Raw genomic sequence first — 24,900 nt, forward strand, 5'->3', positions numbered from 1 at the left:
CTCCAGCCCCTGCCGCTTCAGCCACGCCACCCGCGCTGCCCCTCGACGCCAACGCCATCCTCGCCCTGGCAGCGCGGTCGATGTTCCACCTCTTCTCCAGCATCAGCCAGGGCATGTTCCTGGTCGACCGGAGCGGGCGCATCGTTTGGGTGAACGAGGGCTACAAGCGCTTTCTGCCGGCGCTCGGCTTCGCGTCGGTCGACCAGTTTCTGGGGCAGATGGTCGAAGACGTCATCCCCAACACGCAGATGCGGCAGGTGTTGGAAACCGGGCAACCGATCCTCATCGACCTGCTGACCAACAAGGCGGGCACTTTCGTCGTCAGCCGTATTCCGTTGCATGAGGAGCGCGAGGGCGATGCGGGGTATGTGCTGGGCGACGTGATCGGCGCCATCGGCATCGTGTTGTTCGACCAGCCGGAGACGACGCTGCAGCCGCTCATCAGCAAGTTCGCCTTGCTGCAGCGCGACCTCGACGACGCGCGGCGCGAGCTGGCGACGCAGCGTAACCATCCGCTGTGGAAGCAGGCCGGTACCGATGGCCAGCGCCGCGCCAAGCACACGTTCGCGAGCTTCATCGGCAGCAGTCCGGCAGCTGTTGACATCAAGCGGCATGCGCGACGCGCTGCCCAGTCATCGAGCCCGGTGCTGCTGCTCGGCGAGACGGGCACCGGCAAGGAGCTGCTGGCGCACGCCATCCATGCGGCGTCGGCGCGTGCGCAAGGGCCGTTCGTCAGCCTCAACATCGCGGCCGTGCCCGACACGCTGCTGGAAGCCGAGTTCTTCGGCTTTGCGCCCGGCGCGTTCACCGGCGCTGACCGCAAGGGGCGCGAGGGCAAGTTCAAGCTGGCCGACGGCGGCACGCTGTTCCTCGACGAGATCGGCGATATGCCGCTCGGCCTGCAGGCCAAGCTGTTGCGCGCGCTGCAAGAAGGCGAGATCGAACCGCTGGGTTCCAACAAGCTGATCGCTTTCGATGCGCGGGTGATCGCCGCCACCTCGCGCGACCTGGCGGCGCTGGTGCGAGAGGGGCGCTTTCGCGAAGACCTTTACTACCGGCTCAACGTCTTGCCGTTGCGCGTGCCGCCGTTGCGCGACAGGCGCGGAGACATCCCGGCGCTGGTCGAAGCACTGGGCGACGACATGGCGCAGCGAAGTGGCGAGGCGCCTCCCGAACTGCTGCCCGATGCGCTGGCGCTGCTGGCCGCGCAGCACTGGCGCGGCAACATCCGCGAACTGCGCAACGTGCTGGAACAGGTCGCGATGCGCAGCGATTCGACGCGCATCGACGCGGCCGAGATCAAGCGCGTGCTGGCCGAAACGGGTGTTGAAAAGATAGCGGCGCCTGAGGTGCCATTGCAGGCTGACGACGATGTCGACGGCACGCGCTTGTTGCGGCCGCTGTCGGAACAGATCGCCGAACTCGAGCAACGCGCGATCGCTGCGGCGATGTCGAGCACCGGCGGCAACAAGCTGGCGGCGTCGCGGTTGCTCGGCATCTCGCGCGCCACGCTGTACGACCGCATGACGGGTGCCACCGAAGACCGCTGATTGCCGTACAGGCCGAACAGGCACCGCGTCAAGCAAGCTGCTGGAAAACCCTGACCACAGATCAGGCAGTTGTATGAAATACGAGCAAAACGGCTGTCTGTGCATCGCACGAAAGTTGCACTTTGCAAATGAACACCCCGTGTAAACAAGCGTTTCCGCGCTGGCATGAACTGTGCAATATTCAGCCATCATTCCACGGAGACAAAAGATGAATCGTCGCAACACCGTCGCGCTCGCGGCCGCCTTTGGCGCCATCGGCACGCTCGCCATGCTGGGTCAGACGCCGGCCTTCGCGCAGTCCGGCAAGGACATCCGCATTGCCCACATCTACAGCAACACCGGTCCGCTCGAAGCCTATGGCAAGCAGACCGCGATCGGCTTCAACCTCGGCCTCGAATACGCGACCGGCGGCACGATGATGGTCAACGGCCGCAAGCTGGTCGTGATGGAAAAAGACGACCAGGGCAAGCCCGATGTCGCCAAGTCTTTGCTCGCCACGGCGTACAGCGACGACAAGGCCGACCTCGCCGTCGGCACCTCGTCGTCAGGCGCTGCGCTGGCGATGCTGCCTGTCGCGGAGGAGTACAAAAAGATTCTCGTGGTCGAGCCCGCTGTGGCCGATTCGATCACCGGCGACAAGTGGAACAAGTACATCTTTCGCACCGCGCGCAACAGCTCGCAGGACGCCATCAGCAACGCGGTCGCGCAAGACAAGGAAGGCACGTCGATCGTGCTGATGGCGCAAGACAACGCGTTCGGGCGCGATGGCCAGACAGCCTTCAAGGAAGCCATCAAGAAGGCCAAGATCGTGGGCGAGGAATACCTGCCGCCGGCGACCACCGACTTCACCGCGGCTGCGCAACGCGTGCTTGAAAAATTCAAGGGCGTGTCGGGCCGCAAGGTGGTCTACATCGTGTGGGCCGGCGCGGCCAATTCGTTCAAGGTGTCGGACCTCGGCTTGAAGAGCGCCGGCATCGAGATCGCGGGCGGCGGCAACATCCTGCCGGCGCTGGTCAACTACAAGCCGTTCCCGGGCATGGAAGGCTCGATCTACTACTACTTCGGCATCCCGAAGAACGCGACCAACGAATGGCTGGTCGCCAACCACTACAAGAAGTACAAGGCACCGCCTGACTTCTTCACCGCAGGCGGCTTCGCGGCGGCCACGGCCATCGTCACTGCGCTGAAGAAGACGGGTGGCGACACCGGCACCAACAAGCTCATCACCACCATGGAAGGCATGAGCTTCGATACGCCCAAGGGCACGATGACTTTCCGCAAGGAAGACCATCAGGCAATGCAGTCGATGTACCACTTCAAGATCAAGATCGACCCGGCATTCGCATGGGGCGTGCCGGAGCTGGTGCACGAAATCAAGCCTGAAGAGATGAACATCCCCATCAAGAACAAGCGCTGAGTCGGCTCTTGCTCGAAACGAAAAATCTGACCATCCGCTTCGGCGGTCACGTGGCGGTCAACGCGGTCTCGTGCGCTTTCGCGCCGGGCACGTTGACTGCCATCGTCGGCCCCAACGGTGCGGGCAAGACGACCTACTTCAACCTGATCTCCGGGCAGCTCAAAGCGAGCGCCGGCACGGTCTCGCTCGATGGTCGCGTGCTGTCGGGACTGTCGCCTTCCGAGCGCACGCGTGCCGGTCTCGGCAGGGCGTTTCAGTTGACCAATCTGTTTCCCAACCTGAGCGTGCTCGAAAACGTCCGGCTCGCGGTGCAGGCTGCTCGCGAAGGCGCGCATCGGCGCGGCTTCAACCTGTGGAGCATCTGGAGCGATCACAAAGATCTGACCGATCGCGCCGACCAGATCCTGGCCGACGTGGCACTCAAGTCCAAGGAATACGCGGTGGTGTCCAGCCTGCCGCACGGCGATCAGCGCAAGCTCGAAGTCGCGTTGCTGATGGCACTCGAACCCAAGGTCTTCATGTTCGACGAACCCACTGCCGGCATGAACGCGGCCGAAGCGCCGGTCATCCTCGATCTGATCCGCAAGCTCAAGCAGGACAAGCGCAAGACCATCCTGCTGGTCGAACACAAGATGGACGTGGTGCGCGAGTTGGCCGACCGCATCATCGTGCTGCACAACGGCACGCTGGTGGCGGACGGCGAACCGGCTGAAGTGATCGCATCGCCGATCGTGCAGGAGGCGTACCTTGGTGTTGCTGCAGGTTCGGCCGCCGTGAAGGAAGCCGCATGACCAACCTGCTCGAACTGAAGGGCGTGCACACGCATATCGGCGCGTACCACATCCTCCACGGCGTCGACCTCGTGGTGCCGCGCGGCCAGCTCACGATGCTGCTCGGCCGCAATGGTGCGGGCAAGACGACGACGCTGCGAACCATCATGGGACTGTGGCAGGCCTCGCAAGGTACCGTGCGCTTTGGCGCGGGGCAGGGCGATGGTCAAGACATCACGCACCTGTCGACACCTCAAATCGCCGAGCTCGGCATCGCCTACGTTCCTGAAACGATGGGCATCTTCTCGGACCTGACGGTGAAAGAAAACATGGTGCTCGCGGCACGCAGCGCCAAGCGCGCATCGGACATCGACACGGTCCGGCTCGAATGGATCTTCGAGCTGTTCCCAGCGGTCGAGAAGTTCTGGAATCACCCCGCCGGCAAGCTGTCGGGCGGCCAAAAGCAGATGCTCGCGGTATCGCGCGCCATCGTCGAGCCGCGTGAACTGCTCATCGTGGACGAGCCGAGCAAGGGACTCGCGCCGGCCATCATCAACAACATGATCGACGCCTTCGCGCAGCTCAAGGCGAGCGGCGTGACGGTGCTGCTGGTCGAGCAGAACATCCACTTCGCTCAGCGCCTGGGCGACAGCGTGGCGGTGATGGACGACGGCCGCGTGGTGCACGCCGGATCGATGGCCGAGTTCTCTGCAGACACTGCTTTGCAGCAGTCGCTGCTGGGATTGGCACTGTGAAGTCCATCGCTGTGAAATTCGAACTGGATTTCGACTGGAAGCCGCTGTTGCTCGTGCCGGTGTTGGCGCTCGTCGCCTTGCCCCTCGTCGGCACTCCATCGACATGGCTCACGCTCACCATCGCCGGCCTGGCGATGGGGATGATCATCTTCATCATCGCGTCGGGGCTCACGCTGGTGTTCGGGCTGATGGACGTGCTCAACTTCGGTCACGGCGTGTTCATCGCGCTCGGTGCCTATGTCGCGACCACCGTACTCGGCGGCATGCAGGACTGGACCAGTGTCGACTCGCTCGGCCGCAATCTCGTCGCGCTGCTGCCGGCGTTGCTGCTCGCCATGCTGGCGGCCGGTGCGCTGGGCGTGGTGTTCGAGCGCTTCATCGTGCGGCCGGTGTACGGCCAGCATCTGAAGCAGATCCTCATCACCATGGGCGGCATGATCATCGGCGAAGAGCTGATCAAGGTGGTGTGGGGGCCGCAGCAGATTCCGTTGCTGCCACCCGCAGCGTTGCAGGGCACGGTGTTCTGGCTCGGCGCTTCGATCGAAAAATACCGGCTGCTGGCGGTTGCAATCGGTCTGGTCGTTTTCCTCGCGCTGGCCTGGACGCTGTCGCGCACCAAGATCGGTCTCTTGATCCGCGCCGGCGTGCAAGACCGCGAGATGGTCGAGTCGCTGGGCTACCGGATCCGGCGCCTCTTCATCGGCGTGTTCGTCGTCGGCAGCGCGCTCGCGGGCCTGGGTGGCGTGATGTGGGGCATGTTCCAGCAGAGCGTGGTGCCGCAGATCGGCGCGCAGGTCAACGTGCTCATCTTCATCGTGATCATCATCGGCGGGCTGGGCTCGACCGGTGGTGCGCTCATCGGTGCGTTGATGGTCGGGCTAATGGCCAACTACAGCGGATTTCTGGCACCGAAGGTGGCGCTGTTCTCCAACATCCTGCTGATGGTCGGCGTGTTGTTATGGCGGCCGCAGGGCGTCTATCCGGTGGCGAATCGATGAGTCCGGCAATGTTGAAACGCCTTCTCTCCAATGACATGCCGCGCAGCCGCGTGCTGGCGGTGCTGCTGGTTGCGCTGTTGCTCGGCCTGGCCTTCGCGCCCTTCATCTTCCCCGGTGTCAAGGCGCTGAGCGTGGCGGCCAAGGTGCTTGTGTTCATCGTGTTGGTGGCGAGCTTCGACCTGCTGCTGGGCTACACCGGCATCGTGAGTTTCGCGCACACGATGTTCTTCGGCATCGGGGCGTATGGCATCTCGATCGCGGCGACGCGGCTCGGCGCCAATTGGGGCGCGGTGGTAGTCGGGCTCGGCGCTTCGCTCGCGGTGTCGCTGGTGCTGGCACTGGCCGTCGGCTTGTTTTCGCTGCGCGTCCGGGCGATCTTTTTCGCGATGATCACGCTCGCGGTGGCGTCGGCTTTCCAGACGCTGGCGTCGCAGTTGTCGGACTTCACCGGCGGCGAAGACGGCCTCACGTTCAAGCTTCCCGCGCTGATCTCGCCGAGCTTCGAATTTGCCGACGAGCCGTTCTTGGGTGTCTCGCTCGACGGCCGCTTGCTCTGCTACTACCTGCTGTTCGTGGTCGCGGTCGTGCTTGTGCTGGCGTTGCTGCGCATCGTCAACTCACCGTTCGGTCGAGTGCTGCAGGCGATTCGCGAGAACGAGTTTCGGGCCGAGGCCATCGGCTACCGCGTGGTCGTGTATCGCACCACGGCTGCCGTGCTGTCGGCGCTGTTCGCGACGCTCGCGGGCGCGATGCTGGCGATCTGGCTGCGCTACAACGGGCCGGACACTTCGCTCAGTTTCGAGATCATGGTCGACGTGCTGTTGATCGTCGTCATCGGCGGCATGGGCAGCATCTACGGGGCGGTGATCGGTGCGGCGTTGTTCGTCATGGCACAGAGCTATCTGCAGGACTTGCTCAAGCTCGGCAGCGATGCGGCGAGCGGCTTGCCGTGGCTGTCCGCGCTGCTGTCGCCCGACCGCTGGCTGCTGTGGATGGGCGTGCTGTTCGTGTTGTCGGTGTATTACTTTCCGACCGGCATCGTCGGCCGTTTGCGCGCGAGGGCCTTGCGATGACCCCGCCGTCTTCCTGCTACGTCAAGATACTGGGGCGCGAAATCCACTGGATGGATTGGGGTCCACAAGACGGACCGGTCGTCGTCGCATGGCACGGCTTGGCACGGACCGGCCGCGACATGGATGAGCTCGCTGCACACTTTGCCGCCAAGGGATTCCGGGTGGTGTGCCCCGACACCATCGGCCGTGGCCTGAGCCAGTGGAGCCCGGCGCCCGACGATGAGTACCAGCTCTCGTTCTATGCCCGGCTTGCAGAAGCGTTTTGCGATGCACTGAAGCTCGATCGCATCCACTGGGTCGGCACGTCGATGGGCGGCGCCATCGGCACCGTGTGCGCGTCGGGCCTGACCGTGCCACGCATTAAGTCGCGCATCGCGAGCCTCACGCTGAACGACAACGCCCCACAGCTTGCGCAGTCGGCCATCGACCGCATTCGCGCCTATGCCGGTAACCCGCCAGCCTTCGACACCATCGCAGAACTCGAAGCGTTTTTTCGCACGGTTTACAAACCTTATGGATGGCTCAGCGATGCGCAGTGGCTGCGTCTGACCGAGACATCGACGCGCAGACTGCCCGACGGCCGCGTGACGCCGCACTACGATCCGTTGATGGTGCGCCAGTTCACAGCGCATGAAAACGACTACCTCATCTGGCCGCATTGGGACGCCATCGAGGCGCCGGTTCTGCTCCTGCGCGGTGTCGATTCCGACCTGGTGCGGCCGGAGGTCATAGACGAAATGCGCGGTCGTGGGCCGGGCGCCGCCGGGCGATTGCAAGTGATCGAAGTGCCCGGTTGCGGCCATGCGCCGGCGCTGAATGTGGATTCGCATCTGGCGCCGATCGAGGCCTTCGTGCGCTCAGCAGGAATCTGAGCGCGCAGTCACAATCGCGGCCCGAGTCACGAGCAAGCTGTCGCGACTCATCCCCACGCACTCAGTGCGCCAATACCGCAAAAGCGACTCCAGGAGATTCCCATGGCCCTCACGATGTATGACGCATCCGTTACCGTTTTCATGCACAACCTCAAGCAGCTGTCGCACCTGCTCGATAAGGGTGCTGCGCATGCCGAGTCCACTGGCATCGACCCCGCGACGCTGGTGCAGGCCAAGCTGGCCGAAGATATGCGCCCGCTGTCGTTCCAGATCCAGAGCGCGAGCGATGCCAGCAAGCTGGCCGTGGTGCGTTTGAGTGGCGTCCCGGCACCGAGCTTTCCCGATACCGAAACGACTTTCGACGAGCTGCGAGCACGCGTCGCCAACACACGCGACTACCTAGAGACCGTCTCGCGCCAAGCCTTCGAGGGCAGCGAGGAACGCGTCGTCACGATGAAGGCGGGCACGGTCGAGCTTGAATTCACCGGCCAGTCGTACCTGCTGCACTTTGCGCTGCCGAACTTTTTCTTCCACGTGACGACCGCGTACGACATCCTGCGTCACAACGGCGTGCCGGTCGGCAAGCGCGACTTTCTCGGTCGCCTGTAACTGGCACTGAGCTTGGGACGCTGGTCAGGCCGTCGACTCTCTGAGTCCGGGCAAGGAAAAGACTTGTCACGGCGTGATTGGCAGATACCCGGATTTCTCGAAATCGACCAAGGTGCCCATCCCGGAGACGACCACACGGGCGTACGGCAACAAGTCTTGAGCCGAGTAGCCTTTCAGTCGCATGGCGACGCTACATTCGTACAGCTTTGCGCCCTGTTTGACCATCTCGTCGAGCAGGGCTCGATTCGGATTGCCTGCCGGATGCGGTGTTTTGACTTTGCTGTCGTAGGCATCGTCAGTCAGTAGAAATTGCGCGCCGTCAGCCCTGAAGACCATGGCAATGTCGTAGTCCTTGCCAGGCTGCATGCCAAGCGCTGCGTAATGATCGAACAAGTTTTTCGCTGCCAGCACCTGTTTGGCAATGCCATTGGGAACAGTGTCTGCGTAGTTAATCTGAATGACGACCTTCAGCCCGGTCTGTGCCGCGATCTGCAATGGCGGCTTGGTGTTTTCGGCGGCCGGGACTGTCGTTTGAGCCGACGCAACAGACGCTCCGCACTGCAACGACAGGGCGAGAAGAACGGTCGTGACGATCGACAATAAGTTGATTGGTTTTTTCATCTGTTTTCCTTGGTTTGTGGTCCTATGCGGATCGCGGTAGCGCCGCCATCCTGCGTCGTTCGAGGAGTTCGAAGACTCCCATGCCCGCCAGCATCGCGACCGCGAACACCGCCGCCTTGAACTGCCCCATACCGAGCGCCACCAAGCCCGGCCCCAGACAGAAGCCGGCTATGCCCCAGCCCATGCCAAACAGAATGCTGCCGAGCCCCAGTCGACGAACAGGCCGCCGATGACGCCGCTGATACCGGCAATCCGGCCATTGAGCAACACCAGCATGGCTGCAGCGATACCTATCAAACCCCCGCCCGCCAACGCCGGCCAGGGCGTGAACATATTCCAGGCAATCGTCATCATTGTTCCTTCGGGCAGTACAGGCGATAGAGAACCTCGAGGATCTGCAGAAGGTTCGGATCGGCCACGCTGTAGTAGATGTTCTTGCCCTCGCGGCGTGTGGCGACCACGCCCTCGTTGCGCAGCACGCCGAGTTGTTGCGACAGCGTCGGCTGGCGGATGTCGAGGTGTGTTTCCAGATCGCCCACGCACATTTCGCCTTGCGACAACTGACACAGCAACAACAGTCGCTCGACGTTGGCCAGTAACTTGAGCGCACCGACGGCCTGATCGGCAGCCCGGCGCAGCGTTTCAGTGTCGAAGGCGATGGCTGCAGATTTCATGAAGGGGAATCGATTTCAAAGGCTTGCTTTCATTATGCTTATCAATATAATATAAATCAATGTAATTCTGCTGGCAAAAGCACGCCGCGCTTTAAGTGCTGGCCTGCCATACCGCCCGACCCAGGAGAACTTCGATGATCTTTCGCCAACTGTTCGAGCCGTTGTCGAGTACCTACACCTACTTGTTGGGTTGCCAGAACACAGGCAGGGCTATCCTGGTCGATCCGGTGATCGTCACCATGGAACGCGATTTGGCAGAAGTCGACCGCCTTGGCCTGACGCTGGCGTTCACCATGGAGACGCATATCCATGCCGACCACATCACGGCCGCCCTCGAACTCAAGAATAAGGTCGGCAGCAGGATCGTGGCACCGGCATTCGATCGGCTGGCCTGCGTCGATGTCGGCATTGAAGAAGGAACGCCGTTCACGATGGGAAGCCTCCAGTTGCAGCCGCTGCACACGCCGGGCCACACGGCCGGGCACTTTGCTTACCTGCTCGGCGACAGGCTGTTGACCGGCGACGCGTTGCTGATCGAAGGCTGCGGCCGTACGGACTTCCAGAATGGTGATGCCGATGCCTTGTACAAAAGCGTCACTGAGAAACTGTTTTCATTGCCGGATGACACGCTGGTTTATCCGGCCCACGACTATCAGGACCGGCGCGTTTCAACCATTGCGCAGGAAAAGAAACGCAACCCGCGCCTCGGCCAGCAGCAAACCCTGGAGCAGTTCCGGGACACGATGGCCAAGCTGAAACTGCCGTATCCGAAGTTCATCGATTACGCCGTGCCCGGCAACCGGCAGTGCGGTGTCTGTCCGGACCATCTTCCCGAAAACCTGGCGCAATACTGCGACCACATGACCGAAAGCCTCCAGGGCTGATCTCATTTTCAAGGAGCCAAAGCATGACCTCGTGCACCCGCATCGACGACCAAATTTTTATGGGGCCCCAACCTACCGAACAGGATCTCGATGCTGCCAGGCAGCAAGGCATCAGAACGGTGATCGATTTCCGGTTGCCATCGGAGACTGTGGCATCCAACCAGAGTTTGACGAAGACTCACGGGATGGCCTACATCAACATTCCGGTCAACAAAGCCGCGCTATCGGCGGACCAGATAGGGGTCTTGGACAATGCAATGAAAGAACACGAAGGCCCGTTTCTGTTGCACTGCGCCACCGGCGCGCGCGCTGCGCTGCTCCTGTCGCTGAGCAAGGCGGGACAGGAAGGCTGGAATAGCAGTCAAACATTCGCCGAAGCGAAACGATTCGGCTTCGATCTGGAAACGTCACCGGAATTTGTGAAATTTGTGAAGCAGACTCTCGGTTGATAAGACGCGGACAGATCAGTCAACTCAAGTATTCAAAGGTGCGTCCTTGCTGGAACGGACCGGTTTTGTCGCTTTAGAGTGCCCGCCCAGGCCACCCACCGTGTTGGTTCCCCGACCGCTGTTGAATTCGGCGTTGCGCAATTTGATCGACAACTCGCTGCGCCATGGGGGAGGCAGTGCCGGTCTTATTCATGTGGAATGTGCGGATTCAGGGCACATGCAGTTGAGCGATTTTGGCGGCGTGGCGCCAGCGACTTCAATGGCTCCGGAGAAATCACGAGCCTAACGATTCCGCATTGCGGCAGTCCCGCGTTCTCCGGGAATCTGTGCGGCTAACCCTGCAGGGTCGGCCAGCCAGCGAGGTTGCGCTCGGTGATGTCGGCCAGCGCGGTGATCCACGCCGGGCTGTCGTTAAGGCACGGAATAAAGTGGAACTCGCCGCCGCCTTCATGCACGAAAGCCTCACGGCCTTCCATCGCGATTTCTTCCAGCGTCTCGAGGCAGTCCGCCGGAAAGCCGGGGCACATCACATCGACGCGACGGGTGCCGGCTGCGCCCAGTTCCCGCAGGGTCGGCTCGGTGTAGGGCTCCAGCCACTTCGCGCGACCGAAACGCGACTGGAAGGTCACGCGATGCTGCGCCGGCGAGAGCTGCAGTCGCGCCACCAGCAGGCGTGCGGTTTCGAGGCACTGCTCCTGGTAAGGATCGCCCAGCGCGATGTTGCGTGCCGGGATGCCGTGAAAGCTCATGAGCAGCACATCGCCCCGGCCATTGAGCTGCCAGTAGCGCTCGACACCTTGGGCCAGCGCATCGATGTAGCCGGCGTCGTCGTGGTAACGGTTGACGAAGCGAAACTCCGGCATGCGACGCTGCCGCTTGGTCCACGCCTGCACCGCATCGATCACGCTGGCCGTCGTGGTCGCCGAATACTGCGGGTAGGCCTGCATTACCAGCACGCGGGTCACGCCCTCGGCCTGCAGCGCATCGAGCTGCGAGGCGATCGACGGATTGGCATAGCGCATCGCGTCGCGCACCGTGACGCGATGGCCGCGTTCGCCGAGCCAGCCGGCCAGCATGACGGCCTGCTTTTTCGTCCACACCTTGAGCGGTGACCCTTCGGGCAGCCAGATGCTGGCGTATTTGGCAGCCGACTTGGCGGGCCGCACGCGCAGGATGATCCCGTGCAGGATCAGGCACCAGATGGCACGCGGAATTTCCACCACGCGGTAGTCATGCAGGAACTGCGAAAGGTAGCGCCGCACCGCCGGCGCGGTGGGCTCGTCGGGCGAGCCGAGGTTGCACCAGAGCACGGCGGTGCGCTCGTTGGCAGGGGATGTAGCAGGGGAGACCGGGCTCGGCGCAGGGCTGGAAGGCATGCGATATTCTCTCGCATGACCTCAGAAGCTGCAGTCCCGGTGGCTCCCGTCCAACTAGATGTGAAGCGCATTTCAGCGATTTCACTCGACCTGGACGACACCCTCTGGCCCGTGTGGCCCGCCATCGAGCGCGCCGAGCGCGTGCTTCATGCATGGCTCGTCAAGGAGGCGCCGAAGACTGCGGAGCTGCTGGTCACGCCCGGCATCCTGCGCGAACTGCGCGAAGCCACTGCCAAGGAACGATCGGACCTCGCGCATGACATGAGCGCACTGCGCCGCGAGTCGATTCGCACCGCGCTACGGCGCGCCGGTGAAGACCCGGCCCTTGCCGACCCGGCCTTCGATGCCTTCTTCGCGCAGCGTCAGCGCGTGGAGCTCTACGACGATGCGCTGCCGGCCCTCAAGTGGCTGAGCGAGCGCTACCCGCTGGTCGCGATTTCGAACGGCAATGCAGACATCCACCTCACCGGTGTCGGACGCTGGTTTCGCACCGCCTTCAACGCGCGCGCGTTCGGCAGCGGCAAGCCGCATGCGCCGATATTTCGTGCGGCTGCCGCTTCCGTCGGCCTGTTGCCGCGCGACGTGCTGCATGTGGGCGACGACGCCGCGCTGGACGTGGTCGGCGCGCTCAACGCCGGCATGCAGGCGGCCTGGCTGGTTCGCGACGAGCGACCTTGGGAGCACGATGCGAGGCCGCAGCTGATCGTGCCGAACTTGCACGCGCTGTGCGTGGCGCTGGAAGCAGGGTAGCCGCGCAGTCCGAGCGACCGGCTTCAGTCGAGTGCGAATTGTTCCCGAACCGCTTCGCAAAAACTTGCCGTGCCGCTGATCGAGACGACGAAGGTGCGCCGCGCTGCGCCTTCGTCGGGTTCCTGCAGATCGAAGTCCCAGTCGGCGCCAGCGCTCAACTCGCCGCGTCCAAGGGGGAACAGGGCGTTAGCCCATGCAAGCACCTGCGCGATTTCAGCCTCGACCTGAGCGGCCTCGGCTGGCGTGGTCGACGCCATCGCTTCGAAAGTGCCGATGCCTTCCGTGTCTTCCGTGAAGTCGAAGACGAGGTACTGCAGTGTCATGGCGAGGGCATTTTTTTTGCCGCTGCGGCCAATCCGCTCATGACCGCACCTTCGAGCGTGGCGGGATAAGGGCCTTCGATGTAGTCGCCGCAAGCGTCGAGGCCGGGCGCTATCGACATCGGAGGGCGCGCGAGGCCGGGCGTGCAGGCGAAGGTCGCGCGCTTTTCGACCACGGTCAGCACGACTCTGGGATCGGCGCAACCCAGTTGCTCGCGGGCCTGGGCAACGACTTGCGATTCGAGCATCGCGCGCTCGGTCGAACTCGCGCTCACGACCATGGCCCATAAGCCGTCCGGACCACCGGTCCGTGCGCGATCGAAGACGAACTGGGCGGGTGCGTCGGGCGTCGAGCGCAGTGCCAGCATCGGCTTGGGCAACCTATGGCCGCCTTCGAGATAGACCGTCGTGATGGCTTCGAATCGCAAGGCGCGTGCGTTGGCGGACCAGCTTCTGGCTTGCACAACGCCGCTCGATTCGACCAGCCGTGCCGCCTCGCCGGGAGGGCATGCGAGCACGACGTGATCGAACTCGCCGTTGGCATCCTCGACGCCGGCCTGGCCTTTGTCGCCGTCTCCGACGATCCGCCAGCCACGCGCTGCGGGGACGATCGCCTGCACGCGGCAGCCCGGCGCGATGCGGCCGCCATGCGCTGCCACCCAGCGTGCCGCTGCTTCCGGAAACAGCGCACCCAGATCGACACGCGGCAGCAGGAGATTCGATCCGCCGCTCACCCCGAACATCGCATCACGCAGCACGCGCAAGAACACCTGACCGCTGGCCGCGTCTGCTGCCGTGTTCAGCGCCGAGACGCACAGTGGATCGATCATCTCGGCCCGTACACGGTGCGTGAGTTCACCGCACAAATCGGCGACCGTGCGGTCTGCCTCGCACTCGAACTTCGTGCGTAGCCATCCCGCGGCGACGCGCAGTAGCGACAGCTTGTCGCGCCACGACCAGCCGCGTGCGCTCACGATGCCTATCAGCGCGTCGAGCGGTGCCGGCAGCTTGGGAAAGCGCAAGCCCATGCCGTCAGGAAAGACCATCGTCAGCGGCATGCGCAGAAGTGCGGTGTCGACATCGATGCCGACCTGTCGCATCAAGCGCAAGGTCTGGGTGTAGGCGCCGATGAGGATGTGCTGGCCGTTGTCGAGGATTATGTTTTGGCCGTCGGCCAGGGTGGCCTGGACGGCGCGGGCGCGTCCGCCGAGCGTGCGGGCTGCTTCGAAGATGGTGACATCGTGGCCGGCTTGGGTGGCGGCCACTGCGGCGGAGAGACCCGACCAACCTGCGCCCACGATGGCGACGGTGGTTGCCCTCATGGAAAGGGAGCAATGCGGCGCCGTCGCGTCATACGCGACCCAAAGCCTGGACACGCCACGCGAGCCAAAGCTTGCGCACCGGCGTCAGGCTCACGCGCTGGTTCAGCACCTGGAAGTCGTCGCTCTCGATCTCGCGCAGCAGCGTGCGGTAGATGCTCGCCATCATCAGGCCGGGCTTCTGTGTACGTCGGTCGGCAGCGGGCAGCAGCGTCAGCGCTTCGTCGTAGGCGGCATGGGCACGCGTGGCCTGAAACTTCATCAGCGCGACGAAGCGCTCGGAGTGGACGCGGTTGAGCACCTCGTGCGCCTTGACGTCGAACTGCTGCAACTCGTTCACGGGCAGGTAGATGCGGCCGCGCAATGCGTCTTCGCCTACATCGCGAATGATGTTGGTGAGCTGCAGAGCGAGGCCGAGCTTGTGGGCGTACTGCGTGGTTGCGTCCTCAGTCTGTCCAAAGATGCGTGCCGCGACTTCGCCGACAACGCCGGCCACGCGGTGGCAATACAGGCGCAGTGCAGGGAAGTCGAGGTACCGCGTCTGGTCGAGGTCCATCTGGCAACCGTCGACGACTTCGTGCAGCTGCCGCGCCTCGATGCCGTAGGCGCCCGCATGCGGCATGAGCGCCTTCATGACCGGGTGCCGCGGTTGGCCGGCAAAAGACTGGGCGACCTCGGTGCGCCACCAGGCGAGCTTGGTGGCGGCGACACCGGGGTCGGTCACTTCGTCGACCACGTCGTCGACTTCGCGGCAGAACGAATAAAACGCAGTGATGGCGGCGCGACGCGGCTTCGGCAGAAAGAGGAAGGCGTAATAAAAGCTGCTGCCCGATGCAGCCGCCTTGTCCTGGACGTACTGTTCGGGCGTCATCGCGGGGATGCTTCTTCTTTTTTCATCGGTTGCGATTGTCTCCGCATCCACAGGGTTCGCCAGGCCAGCAGCGGCGCATCGCTTTTGCCGATGGTCGGACGCTCTGAAAAAGTGTCGAAGCCGATGGCCTCGATCTTGTCGAGGATGCGCAGGCCGCCTTGCACGACGAGGCGCAGTTCCCAGCCGGCGCGGCCGGACAGTCGATGCACCAGCGGTGCGCCTTGCTGCATCAGCTCGCGTGCCCATGCGGTTTCTTGTGCCATCAGCGCGATGGCCTGCCGTGGTGGCTTGGCCGAAGTCATCGGCCTGAAAGAGTCGAAGCTTTCGCGCGCCAGCCCGTGCGCCGCACAATCCGCCAGGGGAAGATAGAAGCGTCCGCGCGGCAGATCGACGCTCGGGTCTTGCCAGAAATTAATGAGCTGCAGTGCGCTGCAGATGGCGTCGCTCCGGCGCAGCGATTCCGATTCGGCGATGCCGTAAAGATGCAGCAGCAGCCGGCCCACCGGATTGGCCGATCGGCGGCAGTAGTCGAGCAGCTCGGCGCGGTCGGCATAAGCGCCGCCGTCGCGCGTTTTCTCGATGTCCTGCATAAAAGCAGAGAGCAGATCGGCCAGCAGCGATTCGGGCAATTCGAACTGGGCCATGGCAGCCGCGAGCGGTCCGAACACGCCGGGCCAGCGCGACGAGGCAGCGCGCCCAGCTGCAATGGCGGCCAGGTCGGCGCGGAATGCCCTCAGGTCGGCGAGCCGCTCATCGGCAGACGCATCGCCCTCGTCGGCGATGTCGTCGGCGGTGCGGGCGAACCCATAGATGGCCGCAATCGGTGGGCGCAGGCGCGCCGGGCATAACCACGACGCGACCGGAAAATTTTCGTAGTGGTCAGGCACGTCGGCGATTGTCGGCGAGTCGCCACACGTCGGTCGCAGTCTGTCCCGCCCGGCCCTATGCTCGTCGTACCGTCACGCTCGAACCACCGTATGAACTCTCCCCCCAAGACGCTGCAGGACGCGGCCAAGACGCCACCGGGCGCAGGCCTGATGATCGCCGCGCTCGGTGTGGTGTTCGGTGACATCGGCACCTCGCCGCTGTATGCGTTCAAGGAAACGTTGAATCCGGACCATGGCGTGCCTTTTTCGCCGGACGCGGTGCTCGGCATGCTGTCGCTGATCTTCTGGGGCCTGATGTTCGTGGTCACGCTCAAGTACGTGGTGTTCGTGCTGCGCGCCGACCACGATGGCGAAGGTGGCATCCTGGCCTTGCAGGCGCTGGCGCGCCGGGCAATGGAAGGTCCGGGAACGCCGGTCTGGGCCTGGCAACTGCTTGGCATGCTGGGCCTGGTCGGCGCGGCGATGTTCTACGGCGACAGCCTCATCACCCCGGCCATCTCGGTGCTGTCCGCGGTCGAGGGGCTGGAGGTGCTGCAACCAGGGCTGGAACGCTTCGTGATCCCGATCACCATCGTCATCCTGATTGGTTTGTTCATGGTGCAGCGCAAGGGCACGGCGGTGGTCGGCAAGGTCTTCGGGCCGGTCATGCTGCTGTGGTTCTTCCTTCTGGCGGTGGGTGGGGCATGGCAGATCTGGCAGCAGCCGCAGGTGCTGGCAGCGCTCGATCCGCGCCATGCTTTCAGCTTCTTATTCACGCATCGGGCGCAGGCGCTGCCCGTACTCGGCGCTGTGTTCCTGGCGTTCACCGGTGGCGAGGCGCTGTATGCCGATATGGGGCATTTCGGCGCGCGGCCGATTCGGCTGGCGTGGGCGTTTGTCGCGCTGCCCGGCCTGGTGCTCAATTACTTCGGCCAGGGCGCTTTGGTGCTTGGCAATCCGGCAGCCATCGACAACCCGTTTTTCCGACTCTTCCCGGCATGGAGCGTATTGCCGATGGTGGTGCTCGCGGCCATGGCCACGGTCATCGCTTCGCAAGCAGTGATCTCCGGCGCCTTTTCCCTGACAGCGCAGGCGATGCGCATGGGCTACCTGCCGCGCATGCGCGTGGTGCAGACCTCGCGCGATGCCATCGGGCAGATCTATGTGCCGGCAATCAACTGGATGCTGATGGTCGGCGTGCTGTTGCTGGTGCTGGGCTTTCGGAGTTCGAGCGCGCTCTCCGCCGCCTACGGCATCGCGGTGTCGATCACCATGGTCACGACGACGCTGCTGGCGGGCGTGGTGGCTTATGGGCTCTGGCGCTGGAACCGCGTTGCGGTGGTCGTCGGCGTGGTGCTCTTCGCGATCGTCGACCTGACCTTCGTTTTTGCCAACAGCCTGAAAGTGGCGCAGGGCGGCTGGCTGACGCTCGCGGTCGCCGCGGTGGTCATGGTGATATTCACCACCTGGGCGAAGGGGCGGCGCATCGGCCTCGAAGTCGCGGCCGCCGAGCGCCTGCCGCTCAAACCGTTCATCGAATCGCTCGCCATCAACCTGCCGCATCGGGTGCGTGGCACGGCGGTGTTTCCCAGCGTCGATGTCGACTCGGTGCCGTATGCGCTGCTGCACAACCTGAAGCACAACCAGGTGCTGCACGACCAGGTCATCGTGCTGCTGGTCCGGCCCTGCGACACGCCGCGTGTGGACGCGGCCCAGCGCATCGAGTCTGAGTCGCTGGGCCACGGCGTCTGGACGGTGACCGCGCGGCACGGCTTCATGGAACCGCCGGACGTGCCGAATTTCATTCGCATCTTCGCGTACCAGCAGGGTATCGGCTGCGACTCTATGACGACCTCGTACTTCACCTCGCGGGCGTCGATCTCGGCCAATTTGCCGGGCATGAACCCGCTGCGGGTGGCGCTGTTCAGTTGGATGCAGCGAAATGCGGGGCGCGCTTCGGACTACTTTCATCTGCCGGGCAACCGGCTGGTGGAGCTTGGGCAACGGACCTGACCGGCCAATTGACACGCTTTCGCGTTTACCCTAGATTACTAACCGCCCGGTCAGTAATGACTGCCGTTTCGTTTTCTCAAGGTAGGTCCTATGCCCGCGTTGCCCCTCGTTCGCGCTGTTTTTGCTCGCCGCGGTTCCCTGGTCACTTCAGCAGTCGCGGCAGCATTTGCCGCATTGGCGATTGCCGGCTGCTCGCATCCCGCCCCGCCAGAGGAGCCGTTGCGCGCGGTCAAGATCACGACGGTCGGTGTCTCCACTTTTGACACCGAGCCCGAGTTTTCCGCCGAGGTGCGGGCCCGCGTGGAATCGCGCATCGGTTTTCGGGTCGGCGGCAAGATCACCAAACGCCAGGTCGATATGGGCCAGCATGTGAATGCCGGCCAGGTGCTGGCGCAACTCGATCCGCAGGATTTCAAGCTCGCGACCGATGCGGCGCGTGCCCAGCTGGCCGCAGCGACGACCAATCGCGACATCGCAGCGAGTGACCTCAAGCGCTACCAGGGGTTGCGCGACCAGAACTTCATCAGCGGGGCCGATCTCGAGCGCCGCGAGACCACCTACAAATCGGCGCAGGCGCAGTTCGAGCAGGCACAGGCGCAGTTGTCGTCGCAGGGCAATCAGGCCAACTACACGACGCTGGTGGCCGACGTGCCGGGCATCGTCACCGCCATCGAGGCCGAGCCGGGCCAGGTGGTGACTTCCGGCACGCCGGTGGTTCGCATCGCGCAGGACGGCGCACGCGACGTGGTGTTCGCGGTGCCGGAAGACCGTGCTGCGCTCATCAAGCCGGGTGCGCCGGTGACAGTGCGCGGCTGGGCTGGCGGTGCTGAACTCGAAGGCAAGGTGCGCGAAGTCGCGGCCAGTGCGGATGCGGTGACGCGCACCTACACCGTCAAGGTCGCCATCGATGCGGCGACCGCGCCTGCCCTCGGTGCCACCGTCTATGCCCGCCCGCAGAGCCTGTCGCGCAGCGGCACCGCGGTGATCAAGTTGCCGACCAGCGCGCTGCGTCAGGAGGGCCAGGGCAGCGCTGTCTGGGTGCTCGACAAGGACACCATGACGGTGCGTTTGCAAGCCGTGCAGGTCGCGACGGCCGACGGCAACGCGGCGGTGATCTCCGGTGGCATCACGCCCGGGATGATGGTCGTGGTGGCCGGCGTGCACGTACTGCAGCCGGGTCAGAAGGTGTCGATCTATCAAGATAAGAACGCCATCGCAGCGGCGCCTTCCCCTGCGCCCGCCGCCGCTGTCGTGCCCACCGCAGCGGGTGCCAAACAATGACGTCGCCGGTCGAAGCCAAGCCCGCCGGGTTCAATCTCTCCAAATGGGCGCTCGACCACGGGGCGCTCACACGCTACCTGATGCTGGTGCTCATGGTGCTGGGGTTCACTTCGTACTTTCAGCTCGGGCAGGACGAAGACCCGCCGTTCACCTTCCGGGTGATGGTCGTGCAGACGTTCTGGCCCGGGGCCACTGCGCAGCAGGTGGCCGAGCAGGTCACCGACAAGATCGAGCGCACGCTGCAAGAGGTGCCGTACGCCGACAAAATCCGCAGTTACTCGAAGCCGGGTGAGTCGCAGATCATTTTCGAGATCAAGGATTCGTCCAGGGCTAGTGAGGTACCTAACGTCTGGTACACGGTGCGCAAGAAGATCGCCGACATGCGCGGAAACTTGCCCGGCGGCATCCAGGGCCCGTTCTTCAACGACGAATTCGGCGATGTCTTCGGCGTGATCTACGCACTCGAAAGCGAAGGCTTCAGCCAATCCGAGCTCAAGACCTTTGCCGACGATGTGCGCCAGCGCCTCTTGCGCGTCAAAGACGTTTCCAAGGTGCAGCAATTCGGTCTGCAGGACGAAAAAGTCTTCATCGAGGTTTCGCAGAAGCGCGTGGCGCAACTGGGGCTCGACTTCAACGCGGTGCTGGCGCAGATCGGCTCGCAGAACGCAGTCGAGCCTGCCGGCACGATCCAGTCGCCTTTGGATGTGGTGCAGGTGCGCGTGGCAGGGCAGTTCACCAGCGTCGAACAGTTGCGCGACATGCCCATTCGCGGCAGTTCGGGCAACCAGCTGCGCCTCGGCGACATCGCCGACATTCACCGTGGCTACGTCGATCCGCCGACCGTCAAGGTGCATTACCAGGGCAAGGAAGTGGTGGCACTCGGCATCTCGATGGCCAAGGGCGGCGACATCATCGCGTTGGGCAAGGCGCTGAAGGTCGCGACCAAAGAGATCGACAGGCAGTTGCCGGCCGGCGTCAAGCTGGCGCAGATCCAGGACCAGCCGGTGGCGGTGGCTGACTCCGTCAGCGAGTTCATCGACGTACTGGTCGAGGCCGTGGCCATCGTGCTGGCGGTGAGCTTCATCGCGCTCGGGCTTCACAAGGGCGGGCGCTTCGGCTGGTATGTCGACATCCGGCCGGGGCTGGTGGTGGCGATCACCATTCCGCTGGTGCTGGCGCTGACTTTCCTGGCGATGAACTACTTCGGCATCGGGCTGCACAAGATTTCGCTCGGCTCGCTGATCATCGCGCTCGGCCTCTTGGTCGACGACGCGATCATCGCGGTCGAGATGATGGTGCGGAAGATGGAAGAGGGCTACGACAAGGTGCGTGCCGCGACCTACGCCTACGACGTGACCGCCAAGCCGATGCTGACTGGCACCTTGATCACCGCGGCTGGCTTCCTGCCTATCGGCATCGCGAAGTCTGTGACGGGCGAGTACACCTTCGCGATCTTCGCGGTGACCGTGATCGCCCTGCTGTTGAGCTGGATCGTGTCGGTGTATTTCGTGCCGTATCTCGGCACGGTGCTGCTCAAGGTGAAGCCGCACGACCCTGACGCGCCACCGCACGAGCTGTTCGACTCGCCCTTCTACAACACGTTCCGCCGCACGGTGAACTGGTGCGTGGAGTACCGCTGGATCACCATCGGTGCGACTGTTGCGATTTTTGCGTTGGGTATCGTCGGCATGGGCAAGGTCCAGCAGCAGTTCTTTCCCGATTCGAGTCGACCTGAAATCCTGGTTGAACTGTGGTCGCCCGAAGGCACCTCGTTCGCAGCGTCTGAAGCCATTGCCCGACGTGCCGAGAAACGGTTCATGCAGGAGTCCGGCGTGGCCACGGTGGCGACCTGGATCGGCACCGGCGTGCCTCGCTTCTATCTGCCACTCGACCAGGTGTTCCCGCAAACCAACGTGTCGCAGATGATCGTGCTGACGAAAGATCTGCATCAGCGAGAGTTGCTTCGCGTGAAACTGCCGGCCATCCTGGCGCAGGAATTCCCCGAGGTGCGGGGCCGCGTCAAGCTGCTGCCCAACGGCCCGCCTGTCGCATACCCGGTGCAGTTTCGCGTGATCGGCACGGATCCGGCGACGCTGCGCATCAAGGCCGACGAGGTCAAGGCCGTGATGCGCGACAACGCCAACATGCGCGGCGTCAACGACAACTGGAACGAGTCGGTCAAGGTGATCCGGCTCGAGATCGATCAATCGAAGGCACGCGCCTTGGGCGTGACGAGCCAGGCGATCGCGCAAGCGTCCAAGACGATGTTCAGCGGCACCAACGTGGGCCAATACCGCGAGAACGACCGGCTCATCGACATTGTCTTGCGCCAGTCACCGGACGAGCGCCAGGCGATCTCGGACATCGGCAACGCCTACATCCCGACGACATCGGGCCATTCGATTCCGTTGACACAGATCGCCCGGCCGGTATTCACATGGGAGCCGGGCGTGATCTGGCGCCAGAACCGTGACTACACGATCACCGTGCAGGGCGACATCGTCGAGGGGCTGCAAGGCGCCACCGTGACCAGCCAGTTGCTGCCAAAGCTGCGCGCGATTGAGTCGAAGTGGCGGGCCGACGGGCAGGGCGCCTATCGCATCGAAGTGGCGGGCGCGGTGGAGGAGAGCAGCAAGGGTTCGTCGTCGATCGTGGTCGGCGTGCCGATCATGTTGTTCCTGGTATTCACGCTGTTGATGCTGCAACTGCACAGCTTCAGTCGCTCGCTGCTGGTCTTCATTACCGGGCCGCTGGGCATCGCGGGTGTGTCGGCGGCATTGCTGCTGTTGAACCGGCCGTTCGGCTTTGTCGCGTTGCTCGGCGTGATCGCGTTGATGGGCATGATCCAGCGCAACTCGGTAATCCTGATCGACCAGATCGAGAGCGATCGGGCAGCGGGCGTGCCTGCCTGGGATGCGATCGTCGAATCGGCTGTGCGGCGGCTGAGGCCGATCGTGCTGACCGCGGCGGCTGCGGTGCTGGCGATGATTCCGCTGTCGCGCAGTGTCTTCTGGGGGCCGATGGCGGTCGCCATCATGGGCGGGCTGATCGTGGCAACCGTGCTGACCCTGTTGGCCTTGCCTGCAATGTATGCCGCGGCGTTCAGGGTCAAGCGCGAACCTGTCGAAGGTTCGCAAGAGGTGCAGAAACACGTCCCCGTTAGCGTTTAAAATGCGCGGTTGACCGATTTCGACGGGTGGTCTGCTTTTCAGAGGCCGCCCGTTTTCGCATCCATTTCACCTGATCGCGCGGGTGGCGAAATTGGTAGACGCACCAGGTTTAGGTCCTGACGTTCGCAAGAACGTGCCGGTTCGAGTCCGGCCCCGCGCACCAGAAACCCCATCAAAAGGAAGAGTCCGATGACCGTGAACGTTGAAACCCTCGAAAAGCTCGAACGCAAGATCACGCTGACCTTGCCGGCCAGCACCATCCAGTCCGAAGTCGACTCGCGCCTGAAGAAGCTGGCCCGTACCGTCAAGATGGACGGCTTTCGTCCCGGCAAGGTGCCGATGAACGTCGTGGCCCAGCGCTACGGCTATTCGGTTCACTACGAAGTGATGAACGACAAGGTCGGCGAGGCTTTTTCGCAAGCCGCCAACGAAGCCAAACTCCGTGTTGCCGGCCAGCCGCGCATCACCGAGAAGGAAGAGTCGCCTGAAGGCGAACTGGCTTTCGACGCGATTTTCGAGGTGTTTCCTGAAGTCAAGATCAAGGACCTGGCCGGTGCTGAAGTCGAACGCATCACCGCCGAAGTCGGCGACGACTCGATCGACAAGACCCTCGACATCCTGCGCAAGCAGCGCCGCACTTTCGCGCAGCGCGCCATCGACGCTGCAGCGCAAGACGACGACCGCGTGACGGTCGACTTCGAAGGCAAGATCGAAGGCGAGACCTTCCAGGGCGGCAAGGCCGAAGACTTCCAGTTCATCATCGGCGAAGGCCAGATGCTGAAGGAATTCGAAGACGCGGTGCGTGGTTTGAAGTCCGGCGACAGCCGCACCTTCCCGCTCTCTTTCCCGGCCGACTATCACGGCAAGGATGTGGCCGGCAAGCAGGCCGACTTCATGGTCACCGTGAAGAAGATCGAATCGACGCACCTGCCAGAAGTCAACGAACAACTCGCCAAGTCGCTCGGCATCGCCGAAGCCACCGTCGAAGGCCTCCGTGCCGATATCAAGCGCAACCTCGAACGTGAAGTGAAGTTCCGTTTGCTGGCGCGCAACAAGAACGCCGTGATGGACGCGCTGATCACCAATGCCGAGCTCGACCTGCCCAACTCGAGCGTGCAGGCCGAAGTCGACCGCATGGTCGAAGGCGCCCGTGCCGAGCTCAAGCAGCGCGGTATCAAGGACGCCGACAAGGCACCGATTCCCGACGACGTGTTCCGTCCGCAAGCCGAGCGCCGCGTGCGCTTGGGCTTGGTCGTCGCCGAGCTGGTGCGTGCCAACGAACTGCAAGCCAAGCCGGAGCAGATCAAAGCCCATATCGACGAGCTGGCCGCCAGCTACGAAAAGCCGGCCGACGTGGTGCGCTGGTACTTCAGCGACAACCGCCGTCTCGCCGAAGTCGAAGCTGTCGTCATTGAGAACAACGTGACGGATTTCGTGCTCGGCAAGGCCAAGGTCGCCGACAAGTCGGTTTCGTTCGACGAGCTGATGGCGCAGCAAAACTGATCGCTGATTGAGAGCTGCCCTCTCTGCATGAGCGGGGACGGAAATGGGGCTTGTGCTTTGCGGTACGAGCCCCATTTCACTGAGGCGTACAGTCAGTGGCAGTCAATGACGAATTACGAACGAACCCCTTATTCGGAGAGCAAATTCATGAGCGCACAAGAAATTCAAGGCCTCGGCATGGTTCCGATGGTCATCGAGCAGTCGGGCCGCGGCGAGCGGTCTTACGACATCTATTCGCGCTTGCTGAAAGAGCGCGTGATTTTCCTGGTGGGCGAGGTCAACGACCAGACCGCCAATCTGGTGGTTGCGCAGTTGCTGTTCCTCGAGAGCGAGAACCCGGACAAGGACATTTCGTTCTATATCAACTCGCCAGGCGGCAGCGTGAGCGCCGGCATGGCGATCTACGACACGATGCAGTTCATCAAGCCCGACGTGTCCACCCTGTGCATCGGCTTTGCCGCCAGCATGGGCGCGTTTTTGTTGGCAGCCGGTGAAAAGGGCAAGCGCTTCTCGTTGCCCAATTCCAAGATCATGATCCATCAGGTGCTGGGCGGCGCACGCGGTCAGGCGACCGATATCGAGATTCATGCACGCGACATCCTTAAGACGCGTGAGCAGATGAACCGCATTCTTGCCGAGCGCACCGGTCAACCGCTCGAAAAGATCCAGCGCGACACCGAACGCGACTATTTCCTGACGGCCGACGAGTCCAAGGAATACGGCCTGGTCGACCAGGTTATTTCCAAACGCGGTGTGTAA

Annotated in this window: 23 protein-coding genes, 1 tRNA gene and 2 pseudogenes; 17 read left to right on the forward strand and 9 right to left on the reverse strand. The window is 63.3% G+C overall.

Annotated features, from left to right (window positions below; genetic code table 11):
- The 8 genes from QN397_RS22325 to QN397_RS22360 form a co-directional block, all read left to right on the forward strand.
- Positions 1-1,550: sigma-54 interaction domain-containing protein (locus QN397_RS22325; protein ID WP_416352352.1), on the forward strand; the 1,550-nt coding region annotated here is incomplete at its 5' end.
- 208 nt (positions 1,551-1,758) lie between these two features.
- A complete protein-coding gene (locus QN397_RS22330) occupies positions 1,759-2,967 on the forward strand; it encodes a substrate-binding domain-containing protein (protein ID WP_323496952.1) in 1,209 nt (402 codons plus the stop codon).
- An 8-nt stretch (positions 2,968-2,975) separates the two neighbouring features.
- Positions 2,976-3,758 (forward strand): ABC transporter ATP-binding protein, encoded by a 783-nt coding sequence (locus tag QN397_RS22335; RefSeq protein WP_323496953.1) that lies wholly within the window; start codon positions 2,976-2,978, stop codon positions 3,756-3,758.
- Complete coding sequence (locus tag QN397_RS22340; protein WP_323501946.1) at positions 3,755-4,492, forward strand: ABC transporter ATP-binding protein; 738 nt, start codon at positions 3,755-3,757, stop codon at positions 4,490-4,492. The genes QN397_RS22335 and QN397_RS22340 overlap by 4 nt, the downstream gene beginning before the upstream one ends.
- An 11-nt stretch (positions 4,493-4,503) precedes the next feature.
- Positions 4,504-5,490 (forward strand): branched-chain amino acid ABC transporter permease, encoded by a 987-nt coding sequence (locus QN397_RS22345; protein ID WP_323496955.1) that lies wholly within the window; start codon positions 4,504-4,506, stop codon positions 5,488-5,490.
- Between the two features lie 8 nt (positions 5,491-5,498).
- Entirely contained in the window at positions 5,499-6,563 is a 1,065-nt protein-coding gene (locus QN397_RS22350; RefSeq protein ID WP_323496956.1) for a branched-chain amino acid ABC transporter permease, read from the forward strand.
- Entirely contained in the window at positions 6,560-7,435 is an 876-nt protein-coding gene (locus QN397_RS22355; RefSeq protein WP_323496957.1) for an alpha/beta hydrolase, read from the forward strand. The genes QN397_RS22350 and QN397_RS22355 overlap by 4 nt, the downstream gene beginning before the upstream one ends.
- Positions 7,436-7,537: 102 nt before the next feature.
- Positions 7,538-8,044, forward strand: coding sequence for a DUF1993 domain-containing protein (locus QN397_RS22360; RefSeq protein ID WP_323496958.1), 507 nt, complete (start codon positions 7,538-7,540; stop codon positions 8,042-8,044).
- A 66-nt stretch (positions 8,045-8,110) separates the two neighbouring features.
- Here QN397_RS22360 and QN397_RS22365 read toward each other — a convergent pair whose 3' ends face one another.
- The 4 genes and pseudogenes from QN397_RS22365 to QN397_RS22380 all read right to left on the reverse strand — a co-directional run bounded on the left by QN397_RS22365 (position 8,111) and on the right by QN397_RS22380 (position 9,339).
- Complete coding sequence (locus QN397_RS22365; RefSeq protein ID WP_323496959.1) at positions 8,111-8,665, reverse strand: DsrE family protein; 555 nt, start codon at positions 8,663-8,665, stop codon at positions 8,111-8,113.
- A 22-nt stretch (positions 8,666-8,687) separates the two neighbouring features.
- Positions 8,688-8,882: pseudogene (locus QN397_RS22370) on the reverse strand (DUF6691 family protein); the annotation flags it as partial.
- Positions 8,882-9,016: pseudogene (locus QN397_RS22375) on the reverse strand (YeeE/YedE family protein); the annotation flags it as partial. The pseudogenes QN397_RS22370 and QN397_RS22375, both read right to left, overlap by 1 nt.
- Positions 9,016-9,339 carry a metalloregulator ArsR/SmtB family transcription factor gene (locus QN397_RS22380; protein WP_323496960.1) on the reverse strand — a complete coding sequence of 108 codons (324 nt, stop codon included), beginning with the start codon at positions 9,337-9,339 and terminating at the stop codon, positions 9,016-9,018. The gene QN397_RS22380 and the pseudogene QN397_RS22375, both read right to left, overlap by 1 nt.
- 134 nt (positions 9,340-9,473) lie before the next feature.
- Between QN397_RS22380 and QN397_RS22385 the strand changes: the two genes are divergently transcribed.
- Positions 9,474-10,223 carry an MBL fold metallo-hydrolase gene (locus tag QN397_RS22385; protein ID WP_323496961.1) on the forward strand — a complete coding sequence of 250 codons (750 nt, stop codon included), beginning with the start codon at positions 9,474-9,476 and terminating at the stop codon, positions 10,221-10,223.
- Between the two features lie 23 nt (positions 10,224-10,246).
- Positions 10,247-10,672, forward strand: a complete 426-nt coding sequence (locus QN397_RS22390; RefSeq protein WP_323496962.1) for a beta-lactamase hydrolase domain-containing protein — start codon at positions 10,247-10,249, stop codon at positions 10,670-10,672.
- 332 nt (positions 10,673-11,004) lie between these two features.
- Here QN397_RS22390 and hemH read toward each other — a convergent pair whose 3' ends face one another.
- The gene (gene hemH / locus QN397_RS22395) at positions 11,005-12,048 is read right to left on the reverse strand and encodes a ferrochelatase (RefSeq protein ID WP_323501947.1); all 1,044 of its coding nucleotides are present in this window, start codon (positions 12,046-12,048) and stop codon (positions 11,005-11,007) included.
- Between the two features lie 15 nt (positions 12,049-12,063).
- Here hemH and QN397_RS22400 point away from each other — a divergent pair, with 15 nt between their 5' ends.
- Positions 12,064-12,798 (forward strand): HAD-IA family hydrolase, encoded by a 735-nt coding sequence (locus tag QN397_RS22400; protein ID WP_323496964.1) that lies wholly within the window; start codon positions 12,064-12,066, stop codon positions 12,796-12,798.
- 23 nt (positions 12,799-12,821) lie between these two features.
- On the opposite strand, the gene QN397_RS22405 is transcribed toward QN397_RS22400, so the two are convergent.
- The 4 genes from QN397_RS22405 to hpnC are packed head-to-tail and all read right to left on the reverse strand — an operon-like array spanning position 12,822 to position 16,234.
- Entirely contained in the window at positions 12,822-13,121 is a 300-nt protein-coding gene (locus tag QN397_RS22405; protein ID WP_323496965.1) for a hypothetical protein, read from the reverse strand.
- Positions 13,118-14,440, reverse strand: a complete 1,323-nt coding sequence (gene hpnE / locus QN397_RS22410) for a hydroxysqualene dehydroxylase HpnE (RefSeq protein ID WP_323496966.1) — start codon at positions 14,438-14,440, stop codon at positions 13,118-13,120. Before hpnE ends, QN397_RS22405 begins: the two co-directional genes overlap by 4 nt.
- 28 nt (positions 14,441-14,468) lie before the next feature.
- Positions 14,469-15,308: a presqualene diphosphate synthase HpnD gene (hpnD, locus tag QN397_RS22415; RefSeq protein ID WP_323496967.1), complete on the reverse strand. Its 840-nt coding sequence runs from the start codon at positions 15,306-15,308 to the stop codon at positions 14,469-14,471.
- Positions 15,305-16,234 carry a squalene synthase HpnC gene (gene hpnC, locus QN397_RS22420; RefSeq protein ID WP_416352353.1) on the reverse strand — a complete coding sequence of 310 codons (930 nt, stop codon included), beginning with the start codon at positions 16,232-16,234 and terminating at the stop codon, positions 15,305-15,307. The genes hpnD and hpnC overlap by 4 nt, the downstream gene beginning before the upstream one ends.
- Before the next feature lie 51 nt (positions 16,235-16,285).
- Here hpnC and QN397_RS22425 point away from each other — a divergent pair, with 51 nt between their 5' ends.
- The 6 genes from QN397_RS22425 to clpP all read left to right on the forward strand — a co-directional run bounded on the left by QN397_RS22425 (position 16,286) and on the right by clpP (position 24,900).
- On the forward strand, positions 16,286-18,187 hold the full coding sequence (locus QN397_RS22425; RefSeq protein WP_409052634.1) for a potassium transporter Kup: 1,902 nt from the start codon (positions 16,286-16,288) through the stop codon (positions 18,185-18,187).
- Between the two features lie 90 nt (positions 18,188-18,277).
- Positions 18,278-19,468 (forward strand): efflux RND transporter periplasmic adaptor subunit, encoded by a 1,191-nt coding sequence (locus QN397_RS22430; protein WP_323496969.1) that lies wholly within the window; start codon positions 18,278-18,280, stop codon positions 19,466-19,468.
- A complete protein-coding gene (locus QN397_RS22435) occupies positions 19,465-22,638 on the forward strand; it encodes an efflux RND transporter permease subunit (RefSeq protein WP_323501949.1) in 3,174 nt (1,057 codons plus the stop codon). The genes QN397_RS22430 and QN397_RS22435 overlap by 4 nt, the downstream gene beginning before the upstream one ends.
- Before the next feature lie 76 nt (positions 22,639-22,714).
- A tRNA-Leu gene (locus QN397_RS22440) sits at positions 22,715-22,801 on the forward strand.
- A 26-nt stretch (positions 22,802-22,827) separates the two neighbouring features.
- Positions 22,828-24,141 carry a trigger factor gene (gene tig / locus QN397_RS22445; protein WP_323496971.1) on the forward strand — a complete coding sequence of 438 codons (1,314 nt, stop codon included), beginning with the start codon at positions 22,828-22,830 and terminating at the stop codon, positions 24,139-24,141.
- Between the two features lie 147 nt (positions 24,142-24,288).
- The gene (clpP, locus tag QN397_RS22450) at positions 24,289-24,900 is read left to right on the forward strand and encodes an ATP-dependent Clp endopeptidase proteolytic subunit ClpP (RefSeq protein WP_187052311.1); all 612 of its coding nucleotides are present in this window, start codon (positions 24,289-24,291) and stop codon (positions 24,898-24,900) included.

It is taken from the genome of Variovorax sp. RTB1, from assembly GCF_035018765.1.
Lineage (GTDB): Bacteria > Pseudomonadota > Gammaproteobacteria > Burkholderiales > Burkholderiaceae_C > Variovorax.